This is a genomic window from Pseudomonas sp. 2822-17, assembly GCF_002742485.1.
Taxonomy (GTDB): Bacteria; Pseudomonadota; Gammaproteobacteria; order Pseudomonadales; family Pseudomonadaceae; genus Aquipseudomonas; species Aquipseudomonas cyclaminis.
Genome location: NZ_LJRZ01000500.1, coordinates 604,886 through 619,808, shown reverse-complemented (window position 1 = coordinate 619,808; position 14,923 = coordinate 604,886). Strand labels below are relative to the sequence as shown.

Here is a 14,923-nt window from a genome sequence, read left to right as displayed (position 1 = left end):
GAGGTCACCCTGCTGCTATCCGTCGGCATCGGAACCTGGTGATCCGCTAGCAGCTAAGCTGAGTGATGCTTCTCGTTCGAATCGGTTTTTTTGATCGGCAGGAGGTAGTCATGAATTTGGCAGATTATATTTCAGTGCTTTCTGATGGTGAGAAAATAGACGGATGCCAACTCACCACACCAGATGCTGTAGCGCTCGCCCGCCTGCATTTCCCTTCCCGTGCCTATTGTCTTGTTGCTGATTGGGCAATATTGGATCTCGACGTCACAACAAGTCAGCTGAAAGCCATTAAGGACAGGGAGCTAATTCCTGCTCTCGTTTACGCTTCGACCGTTATCCAAGATAGTAAAGGTCGCTTCGCACCTGGTGATTGGGTCAAAACAACACTGGGTGTTTCTTTCACCCACAACTGCCTGTTTCCAACAAAAAACACAGTTTATGTGCTGATGGGGGCGGGTCGAAGGTTGCGTACAGATTTAGACATCGCACTGAGCCTGTGCTGAAAAACTCACTCCCACACAGGTGAGTGGCAAGTCGCGCTCGCATAGCGTTTCGGCATTAATGAACGCCGCCGCTATTGTGTCAATCTATGTTGTTACCAATCGAGCACCGTATTTGAAATGTGACGCGCCTGTGTCAGTCTATGTTGCTGTTGTGTGGACCCCGGATCATCCTAAAGGCCCCGGTTTACTTGAGGGCCTGTGTCAAACTATGTTGTTGGTAACCACCCGCGGCCTCCAGGTTTCAACGCAAGGACGCTACGTTGATCCCCTCTTCCTTTCACCAACCCGGCGAGCTTTTGCACAATCGCCGGTTTGCCGTCGCCAGCAACACCCATGGCCTTTCCGGTACCGGCACGGTGTTTCATTACCTTGTCGACGGCGATGCTATTTCCAGCACCTACCAAGGCGGCCGAATCCGCACGGGGACGCAAGTCGGTCGCGTCACCGGTGCCGACACCATTGAGCTGCTGTTTCAATGCCTGACGCTGGACGGTGAGCTGCTGTCCGGATGGTCGCGAGGCACGGTGGCTGTGGATAAGTCCGGGCTTACCAGACTGAGCTTTGTATGGGGTTGGTTGTCGGGTGCTACCGGAGGCGGGGAGTCGAGCTACCTTGAATTAGCCGGTTAGAAAAAAACAGAAAATAAATCGGAAAAATCTTGAGGAAAGAGATGTATAAAACTCTCTATTAATCCCGCTAGTATTGGACTTACAGGAAAAATAGATCCGAAAATAAATCGGAAAAGATGAGCGAAATGACGCATAAATTCATGTCTGGAAACCACTGGCTGGAGCCTGTCTGGCCGTCCCCCGGTTTCCCTGCGTCGATTCAAGCAAGAAATGGCCAAGGCAATCCATATCTTGCTTACGCAGGGAGAGATCGCCCGTGCGGACTTCAAAGTGTTCTCCGGTCTGCATGACCGCGTGGCGAGCGACCAGCTTAAGAAATTGATTGATATGGGGGTGGTCGAAGCGCCGTCGGCGAAATCACGCTCAATTTTTCCTGGGTTGCCCGTCTGGTTCGCCCAGATGATGTTCCCGGATCTGCACCGGCGCTTTTACTGAACCAGGCTCACGGCACAAACTCCACCCGCAACCCCCGGCTCGCACTGCGCCCCTGATCATCACTGACCCGCAACCGATATTCACCCGACTTGCCCGGCCGCCAGTTCAGCGTGGCTTGCGGTGGGCCCTGGCCGATGAGGGTCTGGTCGGCAAACCAATACAGGGTCGCCGCATCGCTGGCGGCGTTGGCGTTCAGCGGGATGCTTTCCTGGGGTTGGGACAGGCGCAGTTGGTAGCTCACCTGGGTCAGCGGTGAGCGAATCTGCGGCGCTTCGCTCTGGTCGGTGATGCGGTTGGGTTGGCAGTTTTTCATCACGCTGGGCGGCGTGCGGCGGGGCAGGCCGGCAGCGCGGTACAGGCGTTGCACGTCGCTGGGCCAGAATTCGAAGATTTCCTCTCGCGTGTATTGCGGATCGAATGGCGGGCATGCGGCCTTGCCGGTACGCGTGTCGATCAGCACCGGGCGGTGCAGGTTGGACACACGAATCGGCGAGACGCCGGGGATGTACCAGGTTTTGCGGGTTTGCGGGCACCAGCGGTTGGGCAGCTCGCCGGAGGCGGCGCAGATATCGATGCGCACCAGCCCGGCGGGCGGCTTGTCGGCTTTGATCGCGACGTTGGGCAAGGCCAGGGGCAACGCGTCCGCAATGCGGAAGAACAACGGCGCGGCCGTCTTGGCGCCAATAAACGCCGGGTTCGGCCGACCATCGAAATTACCCACCCACACCACCAGCACATACGGGCCGACCAGACCGGCGCTCCACGCATCATGAAAACCCCATGACGTGCCCGTTTTCCAGGCGGTGCGCCAATGGCGGCCTGGCAGACCATCGGGACGCGGGTTGCGCCGCAGCATGTCGCGTACCATAAAGGCCGCCTGGGGCGTGAGCAGTTGCGCGCCGGTGGTTTGCGGCTGTTCCTGCAAGTAGCGCAACGGCCGTAAATGCCCGTCTCCCGCTAACATCACATACAGCCGCGCCAGCTCCTCCGGGGTCATCTCGCCACCACCCAGTGCCAGGGCCAGGCCGTAATGGCCTTCGTCGCGCAGGCCTTTGATGCCGGCGCGTTGCAGCAAACCGTACAGAGACGGCGACTTGACCTGGCTGGCCAGCCACACGGCCGGAATATTGCGACTACGGATCAACGCATCCCGCGCCGTCAGTGGCCCGACAAAACTGCCGTCGAAGTTTTCCGGTTGGAAGTAGCCGAAGTTACTCGGTAAGTCCTTGAGGATGCTCATGGGGTGGATCACCCCTTGGTCCAACGCCAGCCCGTAGAGAAACGGCTTGAGCGTTGACCCCGGCGAGCGCCGTGACAGCACGCCATTGACCTGCCCATGGATGCTTGTGGATAAGTAGTCCGCCGAGCCCACCAACGCCTTCACGCTCTGGTCGCGGCTGTCGATCAGGATCGCCGTGGCGTTTTCCACACCGGTGCTGCGCCGTTCGGCGATAAACCCGCTGATCAGACGCTCCAGCAATTGCTGCAAAGGCAGATTGAGGGTGCTGTTCAATTCGTTACCGGCTTGGGATGCCAGCAGTTGTTCGCTCACGTGCGGCGCCAAAAAAGGAATTTGCTGGCGATTGCGCGCTTCCAGGGGCAAGTCCAGCAGACTGTCATTGCGCAGGTCTTGTGGATAAGTCTCGCGCCAGTCAGCCATCAGGCGCAGCCGGGCGTTTTGCAGCGAAGGCCCGAAGCGCGCCCGCCGGCCCGGCTGTTGCGGGATCACTGCCAACGCCAAGGCTTCGGACAACGATAACTGCGCCGCTGCTTTACCGAAGTAAATGCGGCTGGCCGCTTCGGCACCTTCAATATTGCCGCCCATGGGCGCCAGGTTCAGGTACGCCTCAAGGATGTCGTGCTTGCTGTAGCGCGCCTCCAGCCACAGCGCCAACGCCATTTGCTGCAATTTTCCGGGCACCTGGCGGGTGTTGAGGCCCCACAGGCGCCGCGCCAGTTGCATGCTCAAGGTCGAGCCGCCCTGGCGCTGGCCGCCGCTGTAGGTGGCCATGGCCGCCCGCAGCAACGCCGGGGGATTGATCCCAGGGTGCCAGTAGAAATTGCGGTCTTCCTTGAGCAGCAGGGCCTCAATCAATGAAGGCGAAATGCGCTCCAGCGGTAGCCACAGGCGATATTGGCCGTCCTGGGCCAAGGTCATGCGCAGTAGCGAGCCGTCGTCGGCCAATACCACTCTGGAGGACGTGACGGCCTGTTCCAGCGGCGCATGGGGCCACAGCCGCAACCCCGCCAGTAGCGCCGCTGCGGCCAGCAGCGGCGCCAGGCGTTTAAGGCTTGGTAATTTCAAGCTGGCCTACTTTGCCACGCCCTTGCAGGGTGGTTTCGTACATACCTTCGGCGTAGGCCGGTGGCGTGTTGAACGTCCCTGCATTGGTGGCGCGCACGCGGTACACGAAAGTGCCTACATCACGTAGCGCAGTGCCGTACAACACCACCCGATCATCCCGCACATCCACGTAGTCCGGCTGCCAGTTGCTCAACTCGGTCTCGCCGATGGGGGCTTGCCAGGTGTCGGCTTCTTCTTCGCTGGCTTCTACGTACTCGGATTCCTCGCCCTCGCTTTCCTCGCTGCTCGCGGCTTCCGGCTCCGGCGGCAAGTTATACACAGGCTCGACGCCACCCGGCAGTAGGTCAACCACAGCCACTTGCTGCACTTGATCACGGTCGGTGGCGCGCAGGCGCAGGCGCACCAGGAACTCGTCGCCCACTGCCACCTTGCTCACCGGCTCGCCTTTGAGGTCGAGGTATTCGTGGATGATTTCCAGGCCATTGCTGATGGCTTTGAGCTTGGTGCCCTTATCAAAACCGGCTTCGCTGAGCATGTAGAACGCCGCAGGGCCGTCGGATTTTTCCATGACCAGCTTCTGCGTGGCGCCCGGTACGGCGGCGCGCGGTGGCTGGCCGGCCATCTCCAGCAATTGTTGCTGCTTGTCGCCCAGCCAGGCGGTGGCCTTGAGGGTCATGTCGCTTTGCGCACGCTGGCCATAGTTGTCCAGGGCGCGCAGCAACAAGGCTGCCGACAGTGAGTTGTAGCGCTGCTCATTGAGGCGTTTGCCAAGCTTGTCCAGCAGCGCCGTGGGCACGTCATCCATCAGTTCAGGGAAGTGGCGCGCCAGCAGGTGCAAGTGTTCGGCGTCGTGCACGAGTGGGTCGTAGTACAGACCGTCGCTGTCCCACTTATCCACCAGCGAACGCCATGGGATTTTGCGAAACAGCGTGTCGGCCTGGCGATCCTGCTTGAGCAGCTTGTAGCTGGCTGCCAGATAGGCGGCGCCCAGGTCGTTCTGCCAGCTGTCCTTGAAGTAACTTTCGTAGCGCTCGCGGATGTCGCTCAGCGCGCCGCTCACCAGAATCCCCTGACGGCTCAGCAGGTAACTGGCGTAGGCGCGGTTGCGCAATTCCGACAAGCCTTCGCTCGGGCCGTTGGCCAGGTCTGTCAGATACGCATTCGACCGTACCAGCAGATCTTCCGGTACCGGCAGCCCGCGCTCCTTGGCTTCGATCAGGAAGTCGGTTGCGTACAGGCTGGCGTACGGCGCCACGTCCGGGTTGGCCGCCCACAAACCAAAGCCACCGGCCTGGTTCTGACGCTGGCGCAACATGCGTACCGCGCTGTTGAAGGCTTGCTCAGCCTCGGGTGCGGTGCCGCCCCAGATCAAGGCCGGCATGGCCTTGGACACCAACTGCTCGGTGCACGCATAGCCGTAGTCATCCAGGTAATGCTTGAGGCCGTTGGCCCATACCAGCGGCGAGGCGGCCACGCCCAGTTGCACATCACGCAGTTGGCTGAACAGTTCACGTGTGGGCTTGAGCTCTTTGCTGGCGCTGTCGAAACGCCCCAGGCTCAGGGCCACGCGGTGTTCGCTCAAGGGCCGGATCGAGGTGGTTTCTGCCACTTGGATCCGCTTGCCATCCGGCAGCACCGCAACAAAGCGCAGGTCCGCCGACCCGAGCGTGTCGCCGACCTTGATCTTGAACTCGGCAGTGCCTTCCTTGCGTGGTTGCAGCGACAACGTGCTGCCCTTGTCGCCCTGCACCACGAGGCCGGCGCTGGTCTGTACCTCAAACTTCACCTGCGCTGCGGCGTCGAGGTTGCTGAACACCCCGGTGCTGACAGTGAACACATCCCCTGGCGCCACAAAGGCCGGTACGTTGGGCGTGATCACGATCGGCCCGCGCACGTCGGTCGTCGCCTCGCTGACGCCCACACTGTCGGTATCCACCGCAACGGAAAACAGGTGCAACTTGCCGTTGAAGCTGTCCGGTACCTGGTAATGCAGCACGGTCTCACCGGCCGGCAAATCCACCAGCCCGGACCACCAGGCCACCGGCGGCTGATGTTTACGCTTGAACGGGTTGAGATGGTTGGCCAGGGCGCCTTCCGTATCGCCACCGGGCGCTGCCCCACTGAGCAGGCGGCTGAATTCCGGCAAGATCAGGTCAAGAATCTGACTGGTGCCGACCTCCAGTGCACGTTTCTGGAAGAAGAAACCCAGCGGATCCGGCGTCTGATAGCGCGCTACTTGCAGGATGCCTTCGTCCACCGCGTAGACCACTGCGCGACCCGGCCGGTCGGCGTTGACCTTGATATCCAGGGTCTGCCCCGGCTCGATCTTCGCCGGGCCTTCGACCTTCAGCGCCATGCGCCGCGCATCCAGGTTGATGCTGAACGGCACCACGCCATAGGACAGCGGGCTCATATAAACCTCGGACGAGCCGATGTCCCGCACGAACTGCACGTTAACGTAGGCATTGCCCTCAAGCCCTGCAGGCACGCGGATATGTTGCACGCTGTTGGTGCTGTCAGCCTTGAACCACTGCTGGGTGTAGACCTTATCGCGCTCGATGGTGATCAAGCCCGCGCCGGTGTACGGCGCGCGAATGCTGATGGCGATCTCATCACCGGTGGCGTAGCTGCGTTTATCCAGGCGCAGCTGCAGCTCGGCGTTACGCTCCAGGGAGCGCGAGGTGTTGCCGCGCCCGGCCACGCTGTAGTCGATCTGGTTGAGCAGGTTGCCGTTGGCGTCCTTCACTTGCAGGGTGAAATCCCCTGGTGTGCCGGTGTTCAGGGTCTGCTTGGCGCCGTCCTTGGTCATCACCAGCGGTGAGGCCGGTTGGCTGATGTTCTTGATGCGCGACTCGTACTTGTAGGTACCGTTGGATTGCTTCACCAGCACCGACACATAACGGTGCTCGACCACTTCGCTGGTCAGGCCATCCACCGCCAGCGGCGAAAGGTCTGGCGCGACGGCCATCCACTGCACCTGGCGTGGCGCATCCTTGGCAACGTACGACAGCGAGTCCTGACTTTTCACACCCACCAGGTAGGGCGCGGACGACACCAGCAAGGCACTTTGCGCTGCGACGTTGCGGCCACCTTCGGCCTCAAACACCTGGGTCATCACTTGCAGGCGATACGTGCTGTTGGCGAAACGTTGCAGGTTGAGGTCGAGCACCGCCTGGCCGTTATCGTCGACGGTGGTTTCGGCCAGGTCTTCGGTGCTGGCGTCTTCCAGGGAATCATTGAGGCGGAAGCGGTAATCGGGGTAACGGTCAAAGGCCGCAAGCGTCGGGCTCAGGGACATTTTTGCCGTGACGCGACGGCCCGAGGCCGGGGCGCCGAACAGGTGCATGGCGGTGACTTTGGCCACCACCTGGTCCGGCGCAATCCAGCCCGGTACCGGCGTGTCATGCAGGCTCAGGCTGACTTTCATGCGGTCCGGCTCGAAGTCGCGGACCTTGAAGCTGACACTGCCCAGGTCGGTGCGGGTCTGTTTCTGGCCAATCAACTGCAAAGTCGCGGTGTAGTCCCCGGCGGGGGCGACTTCGCTGCTGGGGAAATCAAAGGTTTCAAACCCGCTGGCGGACAGCTTCAGCGGCTGGCGAATCACTTCCAGACCCCGTGGATCGGTGATTTGCAGCTCCACCGGCAGGCCTTGCAGAGCGCCTTTCCAGTTGCCGCTGCGCACGATCATGCCCAAGTGAGCAGTTTCGCCAGGCCGGTACAGGCCGCGGTCGGTAAACAGGTAGGCGCTGAGGCGATCAATCGCACCGTCTTCTTCCAAACCGCCTACATCGAAGCGCGACAAATCCAGCTGCTGGGACTGACGGGCAATCGGCAGGAACGACTGGTCATTGCCGCGACTGACTACATACATCAGCGGCGTTTTCTCACGGCGCAGTTCATCCAGCTTGGCGAAATGCACATGGCCTTCGCCGTCGGTGTGGCCGCTGCTAACCGGCAAGCCGTTGCGCCCGATGATGTCGACCTGCGCGTCGGCCACCGGAGAACCATTGCCGATGGACTGCACATACACGTCATGGCTGCCATCGCTGGAGCGTTTGGCGATGATGCCGAGGTCGGTCACCACGATAAACCGCAGGTCACTGGTGCTGCTGCGGTCGTAGTCGAAGGTACGCTCGGCCGGCTCATCCTGTGGGCTGAGCTTGAGCACAAAAATGCCGCGACGGCCGCCGTTGGCGGTGAGGTAGTGGCTCAAGTCCACGTTGTCGTAGACGGTTTTGGCCGGGTCATTGGATGACAGCGCAATGTCCAGGGACTGACGCTCGACCATGCGATCGAAGTACTCATTGCCGAAGTTCGGTCGCGCAAAGCTGCCGCTGCTCTGGTCCACCAGGTGCTGCAACTGGTTGGGCAACAGGCGGGCGATTTCCACGTGGGCGCCGGGCACGCCACGGGCCATGAAGCCCAAGCGTTTTTCACCGGTAAGGCTGAGCAGGGCGCCGTCAGACAGGAACTGCAAGGTGCGCGGATACGCCGGCATGCTCACCAGCGACGCCGTAGGATTTTTTGCCAGATAACCACCAATGGCTTCCAGGTTGGCGGGCACGCGCACATACAGCGCACGACCGGCCGGAGCCTTGAACTTGAAGGCATGCAGGGTGTTCAGCGGTTCGACGCTGGGCACGTGGGTCAGGTTGACCTTGGTGCTGCGGGCGAGCAGGGCGTCGTCGATCTCATTGGTGGTGTAAGGGCGCGTGTCGTCCTGGGCTTTTTCTGGCAACAACCAGGCCTGGACCTTACCGGCGATGGTGTCATCGGCTACCGCGCTGGAACTGCTGAACATCAGCACCGGTTCTGGCTCGGCGCGTTCGTTATCCACAAAGCGGACTTCGGCGCCGGAAAAGGTCAGGCGATAGCGGCCGGGTACGGTGACTTCGGCCACCAATGGCGCGGCGCTGGCATTGCCGCCGTCGCGGGCCTTGATGCCTTCGTCGAGCTTGGCGCTGACCGGTGTGCTTTCCAGCGGGGTGGCCAGGGCGGCGGAGCGTACGTAGGCGTTGAGCTTCTTCTCGTCGAAGGTGATTTCCGGGCGATTGGGCAACTGGGCGTCGCGGTAGGCCAGGCCTTTGCCGAGGGTCACGGTTACACGCTTGCGTAGGTTGTCTTCATCCACCGGGTGGGAAAACCGGAAGGTCGCCACCAGCTGTTTCAGCGTCGGGTTGGATGGATCCTGGTACAACTCGTTGGCGGCCAGGGTGGCGCGGAACGGTTGCGTGGAGAACTGGGTGCTGTACTGATCCAGCAATACGCCGTCTGCCAGCAGGTTTTTCTTGGCCAGATCGAGGGTGTAATGGGCGTCGATGGGCCAGTCTTTTTCCGGCACGAACAACAGGCTGCAGTCATCTGCCCAGCGCCAGGTGCCCGCGACCTCAGGCTTGAGGGTAATGCCCTCGGTAACAGGCTTGCCAATGGCGGCAAGCGGCGCCACGGATTCGGCGAAACGCACCTGCAAGTTATCCACAACCGGCGTGGGCTGGGTGTAGTCAGTCAGGTTGGGTTTGTGCAACGAGTAGCTCGCGGTGTGTGGCTGCGGCAGGTTGGAATACCAGTGCCAGCCGTAGAAGCCAGCCGCTGCGAGCAATACCAGCCCGAGCAACCCGGCACCCGTCTGGCGCGGGTAAGCACGGGCTTTAGCGCCCAGTTTCGCCACGCCACGGCCGATAGCCCGCAGCCACAGCGGCGGATGCCATTGGCCGAAAACGGCCCCCACCACGGTCAGAAACACGCCGACAACACGACGGCTGATGGCTTTGAGCGAATCGAACATGATGAGCATCCCTGGCTAAGTGCGGCGTATCTTACAGGGTCTTTGATACAAAAGATGACGCCGATACACGCCGCACGCCGGGATCCTTCTGTTGGAACTCAGCGTCTGGTTAGGGGCTGCTGCGCAGCCCAGCGCGGGCAAGCCCGCTCACCACAAGGGTTATCGGTCAGCCTTTAAGCTCGTTGGTGCTGCGAACGGTGGGGTCACGTCCACCAGTAGCGCACCAGGTGGAAGAAGATCGGCGCCGCAAAACACACCGAATCCAACCGATCCAGCATCCCGCCATGGCCTTCGATCATGTGACCCCAGTCTTTCACGCCCCGGTCGCGCTTGATTGCCGACATCACAATCCCACCGGCAAACCCCAGCAGGTTGATCAGCAGCGCAATCAAAAACGACTGCCACGGGTTGAACGGTGTGGTCCACCACAGCGCCGCACCGATCAGCGATGACAGCAAAATCCCGCCGACAAAGCCTTCCACGGTTTTAGACGGCGACAGGTTGGGCGCGATCTTGTGTTTGCCGAACAATTTCCCACACACGTACTGGAGCACGTCTGACAGTTGCACCACGATCACCAGGTAGGCGATCAGTAGCAGGTTGCGGCCTTCGTAGCCGGGGATGTCCAGCGTCAGCAACGCCGGGACGAAGGACACGCAGAACACCGCGATCATCAGGCCCCATTGCACTTTTGAGGCACGTTCCAGGAAGTGCGTGGTGTCGCCGCCCAGCGAGGCGAGGATCGGCAGCAGCAAAAACACGTACACCGGGATGAAGATCGAGAACAGCCCGTACCAGTCCGAATAAATCAGCAGGTATTGCAGTGGCAACGCCAGGTAAAACGCCGCCACCAGCGCCGGGTAGTCGCTGCGCCGGGTCGGCGTGAGGGTGAGGAATTCGCGCAGGGCGTAGAACGACACCGCGTAGAACAACAGGATCACCGCGCCGGTGCCGAGCCAGAAGGCGATGCCGATCACCACCACCATCACCCACCAGGCGTTGATGCGGGCGTTGAGGTTGTCGATCACCGCGTTTGGCGTGCCACGGGTGCGCAGTTTGAGGATCAGGCCGATCAGCGAGGCGAGCACCAGGATCGCGCCGATCCCGCCGAATAACATCAGGGTTTGGCTATCCATGTCAGACATGCTCCGGGGCGAGGGCGAGCAAGGCGTCGCGGGTACGGGCCAGGAACAGCGCCTTATCTTCACCGTCCTCCAGTTGCAGTGGCGCACCAAAGCTGGTTGTGCATAACAACGGCAGCGGCAAGACCCGCCCCTTGGGCATGACCCGGTTGAGGTTGGCGATCCACACCGGGATCAATTCGGCCTGTGGGTAACTTTTTGCCAGGTGGTACAGCCCGCTTTTGAACGGCAGCAAGCCGTCCTCCGGATTGCGCGTGCCTTCAGGGAAGATGATCAACGAATCGCCGCCTTCCAGGGCGGCGAGCATCGGCTGCAAAGGGTTATCCACAGGCTCTTTGCGTTCGCGATCGATCAGCACGCCGTTGAACACCCGGTTGATGATGTAGCGACGCAGCGCGCTTTTATTCCAGTAATCGCTGCCGGCCACCGGGCGCGTGAATTTGCGCAGGTTTTGCGGCAACGAGGCCCACAGCAGCACAAAGTCGCCGTGGCTGCTGTGGTTGGCGAAATAGATGCGTTGCACCGGCACCGGCGCACACCCCAGCCACAGGCTGCGGGCCCCGGTGACGGTGCGGGCCATGGAGGTAATCAGCGTGGCGACCACGGGTTCGAACATGGGGATTCCTTATCCGGCGAAAGGCAGCCAAGGGCTGGCGAGGATCACGCCCAGGGTCAGCAGCGCTTGCGCGCTCAGCAGCCAGGCTTGTTTGCGCAACAGTTTGAGGGCGCCGCGACGGCGCTCGGTCCAGGGGCGGCCGGCACGCTTGGGCGATTGCAGGCCGAGGGTTTGCAGCGCCTGGTCGAGGTCGGCGGTGCGCTCAGTATCACGGGCCAGCAACGCGAACAGGTCGGCGTCGAAGGCCACACGCAGCGCCCAGTACTTTTGCAGCAGCCCGAGGATGATCATCCACAGGCTGAGCAACAGGCAGATCGGCGTAACACTCGGCATCAGCAATTGCGCCAGGCCGAACAACACACCGGCCACGGTCAGGCCTGTGGATAACTGATCCAGCGAGCGGCCGCGACGCAGCAGGCTGGCGACGACCTGGAGTTCCATATCAGCGGGCATGGGGCAAACCCTCCAACGCTTCACGGTGAGCGGGGTGCAGGACCACATCGGTCCGCGCTGTACGAATAATAGTCAGCGCTTGGTCCACCGTGGTGGCTCGCCCACTGTGCAACAACCACGCGGCGACAGCAGTGGCGCTGCGTGAGTAGCCCAGGGCGCAGCACACCAGCAACGAGCCGCTTGCACGCAGGCGTTCGATGGCCTCAGCCGCTTGCAGGCATTCGGCGGGTGTCGGTGCGATCAGGTCCAGCACGGGAATGCATTGATAGGCGCGGCCCTGTGGATTAATCGGCAGTTCGGCGCAGAGATCGACGATGGCGCTGAACGAACCCTGCTCCTTTGCGGTAGGAATCCGCCCCAGCCAAACGTTATCCACAACCCGGTCAGGCTGTGGATGTTTGCGTGTCCACAGCCGGGAGTTGATCCAGGCGCCCGCCAGATAGGGCGCATACAACCAGCGAGCGGCGGGAGTGAGCCGGCCATCGGCGCGCTTCTGGAAACCCGCAGCCCCCAGCACGCAGTAATTCGCCGTGACCAACCCCAGGGAAACCGCTGGCCACAGCAGCCACAGCCACCACCCGCCAAGGCTAAAGGCCGGGATGATCAACGCCAGCGCGCCCAAGCCGTAACGCACGCCCAGCCGCCAGCGCTTCGCATCTCGGGCAAGTCGTGCATTCAGCAGCGGGCTCGGATGTTCCAGCGGCCACAACCACACGCACAGCCAGCCGGCGAGGGCGCCTGTGGGTAAGTCGATAAAGTGATGTTGATAAGTGGTCAGCACCGAAATCCCGATGAGCGCGAACCAGCCATGCACCAGCCAGCGCCAGAAACCTTGGGTATGACGTTGGAACATGACCCACAAGATCACCAGCAGCGCGATATGCAGCGACGGTGCCTGGTTGAACGGCTTGTCGAAGCCCGCCAGCACCGCAAACAGCCAACCAAACACGCCATCCAGCTCCGGCCGTTCGAAGGTGAAGCGCAGCGGCCAGATCAGGAAGCAGCTCACCGCAATCACTTGGGCACTCAGCAGGCGCAGCGCATGCTGCTTGAGTTCGTGACGGGTGCTCGGCAGCAGCAGCGAGAAACCATACAGCAGGTCGATGGACCAGTAGGGCACGATGGTCCAGGCCCAGAACGGCATATGGGTTTCCCAGCCGAACACCAGCGTGCCCACGTCGCTGCGCTGGCTGGTGACCCACGTGGCAAAGCCGTAGGTGCTGAAAAACAGCGGTGCCAGCAGTAGCAGCCACAGCACTGCGGGTTTCAACAAACCGGGTTCGCGCATGTTCAGATCTTCTGTGCCAGGGACACGGTAAAGATGCCCCACTCATCCACACGCTGGGTGATCTTGCGGAAACCTGCGGCCTCCACCAATTGATCCATTTCTGCCTGGCTGCGGCGGCGCATCACCCAGGCCTGACCTTGGCGGTGGCTGGTCAATGCGCGGGCGATCAGTTCCAGTTGCGGGTGCCACGGTTGGCCGGTGTACACCAGGTAACCACCGGGCTCCACGGCTTCGGCAAGGCCGGCCAGGGAACCGCCGACCATGGCGTTATCGGCAAACAATTCATACAACCCGGACACCACGGCCAAGGTCGGCTTGGGGTCCAGAGCGGCCAGATCGGCGCGGTCGAACGCATCGCCTTTGACGAATTGTGCGATGTCTCCCAGGCCTTTCTCGCGGATCAGCGCGCCACCGTCGCGCACGTTGATGTCACTGTAGTCGCGCAGCAGGATCGATTCCGGCAGCGGCGACACGCCCTGCAAGGCTTCCAGGATGTAACGCCCGTGGCCGGCGGCGATATCGACGATACGCACTTCGCGATCATCGCCACGCAGCTTGGCCATGGCCAGGCGCAGCAGTTCCTCGACGTTGAGCTTGCGCTGGCGGATGCCGCGCCAGCCGATGGAATTGAGGTAGTTGGTGTCGATCATCCGCCCCAGGCCGCCCTTGCCGGTGGGCGTATTGCGGTACACGTAGTCCAGGGTGCTGCCGGAGTCGAAACCGGTGTCGAAGCCCAGTTTCACCCCATCCGACAGGTTCTTGCCCAGGCCCATGCTGGCGCGGGTCGTGCGCCAGTACAGGTCGCGCAGGGAATTGCGCGGCAGCGGCGCGGCGAGGGATTCGGACTCGGCGCAGGTGGCGCCGAGTTTATCGGCGTCGAGCAGGGAGGCGCGGTCCAGCGGGTGTGCAAAGTTTTGCAGGATAAAGCGCCGGGCGCTGCTCACCGCCACGGCGCGGTCACGTTCGCCAAGGGTGTCGTGGAAGAAACCGGGCAGGATGTGCAGCTCTTTTTTCAGGCTGCCAAGGCGGTCGAAAAATTGTTGTTGGGGCTTTCGATGCACCACGAAGTCGGAGCCGGAGATGAGCAGTTGAGTCGGTACCTGGATCGCCTGGGCGTCGGCTACAACCCGGTCGGCCGCTTCGTACAGGCCCAGCAGAACATTCACCGAGATGGCCTTGGTGATCAGCGGATCGCTGTCGTAGGACGCCACCCGCTCCGGATCATGGCTGAGGAACTTGGCCTTGACGTAGCTGTTGACGAAAAAGTTGCCGCGAAACTTGCGCATCAGTGCCAGGCCTGGACGGGCGAACGGCACGTACAGCTTGACCTTGAACGCTGGCGAGGCGAGCACCAGCGCACGGATTTTCGGCGCGTAATCGTGGACCCAAGTGGCCGCAATCACCGCGCCGACGCTTTGGGCGATGACGGCGAAGTTTTCCTCTTCGATGCCATAGGTGGCGCCGATATGGTCGCAGAAGGTCTGCACGTCGCGGGCGCTGGTGGCGAAGCTGGGGCTGTCGCCACGCTCGCCGGGGGATTGGCCGTGGCCGCGGGCGTCCCAGGCGAAGAAGTCGAATTGGGGCAGGTTCAGCTCATCGACCAGATGGGCGATGCGCCCCGAGTGCTCGTGGCCGCGATGGAACAGCACGATCGCCTGGCGTGGCTCGCCCTCCGCAGGGGAAGTGGCCGGCCAGTGTCGGTAAAAAAGCTCGACGCCATCATGGGTGCTGAAAGTGTGTGCTTGCTGTTCGCGCATCGCAAAATCC

At 61.7% G+C, this 14,923-nt stretch carries 10 protein-coding genes; 3 read left to right on the top strand and 7 right to left on the bottom strand.

Features of this window, described 5'->3' with window-relative positions:
• Positions 1-110 precede the first annotated feature (110 nt).
• From AOA60_RS21320 to AOA60_RS21310, 3 genes are all read left to right on the top strand, one after another.
• Positions 111-503 carry a hypothetical protein gene (locus AOA60_RS21320; protein ID WP_070411934.1) on the top strand — a complete coding sequence of 131 codons (393 nt, stop codon included), beginning with the start codon at positions 111-113 and terminating at the stop codon, positions 501-503.
• 263 nt (positions 504-766) lie between these two features.
• A complete protein-coding gene (locus tag AOA60_RS21315) occupies positions 767-1,132 on the top strand; it encodes a hypothetical protein (protein ID WP_099586245.1) in 366 nt (121 codons plus the stop codon).
• A 210-nt stretch (positions 1,133-1,342) separates the two neighbouring features.
• Positions 1,343-1,567, top strand: a complete 225-nt coding sequence (locus AOA60_RS21310; protein ID WP_178075382.1) for a hypothetical protein — start codon at positions 1,343-1,345, stop codon at positions 1,565-1,567.
• 7 nt (positions 1,568-1,574) lie between these two features.
• On the opposite strand, the gene pbpC is transcribed toward AOA60_RS21310, so the two are convergent.
• The 7 genes from pbpC to AOA60_RS21275 form a co-directional block, all read right to left on the bottom strand.
• Positions 1,575-3,872 carry a penicillin-binding protein 1C gene (pbpC, locus tag AOA60_RS21305; RefSeq protein ID WP_099586111.1) on the bottom strand — a complete coding sequence of 766 codons (2,298 nt, stop codon included), beginning with the start codon at positions 3,870-3,872 and terminating at the stop codon, positions 1,575-1,577.
• Positions 3,853-9,657, bottom strand: coding sequence for an alpha-2-macroglobulin (locus tag AOA60_RS21300; RefSeq protein WP_099586244.1), 5,805 nt, complete (start codon positions 9,655-9,657; stop codon positions 3,853-3,855). The genes pbpC and AOA60_RS21300 overlap by 20 nt, the downstream gene beginning before the upstream one ends.
• Positions 9,658-9,860: 203 nt before the next feature.
• A complete protein-coding gene (locus tag AOA60_RS21295; RefSeq protein WP_032885177.1) occupies positions 9,861-10,793 on the bottom strand; it encodes a phosphatidate cytidylyltransferase in 933 nt (310 codons plus the stop codon).
• Between the two features lies 1 nt (position 10,794).
• Positions 10,795-11,415, bottom strand: coding sequence for a 1-acyl-sn-glycerol-3-phosphate acyltransferase (locus AOA60_RS21290; RefSeq protein ID WP_099586110.1), 621 nt, complete (start codon positions 11,413-11,415; stop codon positions 10,795-10,797).
• 9 nt (positions 11,416-11,424) lie between these two features.
• Entirely contained in the window at positions 11,425-11,868 is a 444-nt protein-coding gene (locus tag AOA60_RS21285; RefSeq protein WP_099586109.1) for a hypothetical protein, read from the bottom strand.
• Positions 11,858-13,156: a phosphatase PAP2/dual specificity phosphatase family protein gene (locus tag AOA60_RS21280; RefSeq protein ID WP_099586108.1), complete on the bottom strand. Its 1,299-nt coding sequence runs from the start codon at positions 13,154-13,156 to the stop codon at positions 11,858-11,860. Before AOA60_RS21280 ends, AOA60_RS21285 begins: the two co-directional genes overlap by 11 nt.
• A gap of 2 nt (positions 13,157-13,158) precedes the next feature.
• Positions 13,159-14,913 carry a bifunctional alpha/beta hydrolase/class I SAM-dependent methyltransferase gene (locus AOA60_RS21275; RefSeq protein WP_099586107.1) on the bottom strand — a complete coding sequence of 585 codons (1,755 nt, stop codon included), beginning with the start codon at positions 14,911-14,913 and terminating at the stop codon, positions 13,159-13,161.
• Between the last annotated feature and the right edge of the window lie 10 nt (positions 14,914-14,923).

What these genes read in the sequence shown, in the direction of transcription:
- AOA60_RS21280 (WP_099586108.1), bottom strand. Translation starts at nt 13,156, where the DNA reads ATGCGCGAACCCGGTTTGTTGAAACCCGCAGTGCTGTGGCTGCTACTG.
- AOA60_RS21285 (WP_099586109.1), bottom strand. Translation starts at nt 11,868, where the DNA reads ATGCCCGCTGATATGGAACTCCAGGTCGTCGCCAGCCTGCTGCGTCGC.
- AOA60_RS21275 (WP_099586107.1), bottom strand. Translation starts at nt 14,913, where the DNA reads ATGCGCGAACAGCAAGCACACACTTTCAGCACCCATGATGGCGTCGAG.
- AOA60_RS21290 (WP_099586110.1), bottom strand. Translation starts at nt 11,415, where the DNA reads ATGTTCGAACCCGTGGTCGCCACGCTGATTACCTCCATGGCCCGCACC.
- AOA60_RS21300 (WP_099586244.1), bottom strand. Translation starts at nt 9,657, where the DNA reads ATGTTCGATTCGCTCAAAGCCATCAGCCGTCGTGTTGTCGGCGTGTTT.
- AOA60_RS21310 (WP_178075382.1), top strand. Translation starts at nt 1,343, where the DNA reads ATGGCCAAGGCAATCCATATCTTGCTTACGCAGGGAGAGATCGCCCGT.
- AOA60_RS21320 (WP_070411934.1), top strand. Translation starts at nt 111, where the DNA reads ATGAATTTGGCAGATTATATTTCAGTGCTTTCTGATGGTGAGAAAATA.
- AOA60_RS21295 (WP_032885177.1), bottom strand. Translation starts at nt 10,793, where the DNA reads ATGGATAGCCAAACCCTGATGTTATTCGGCGGGATCGGCGCGATCCTG.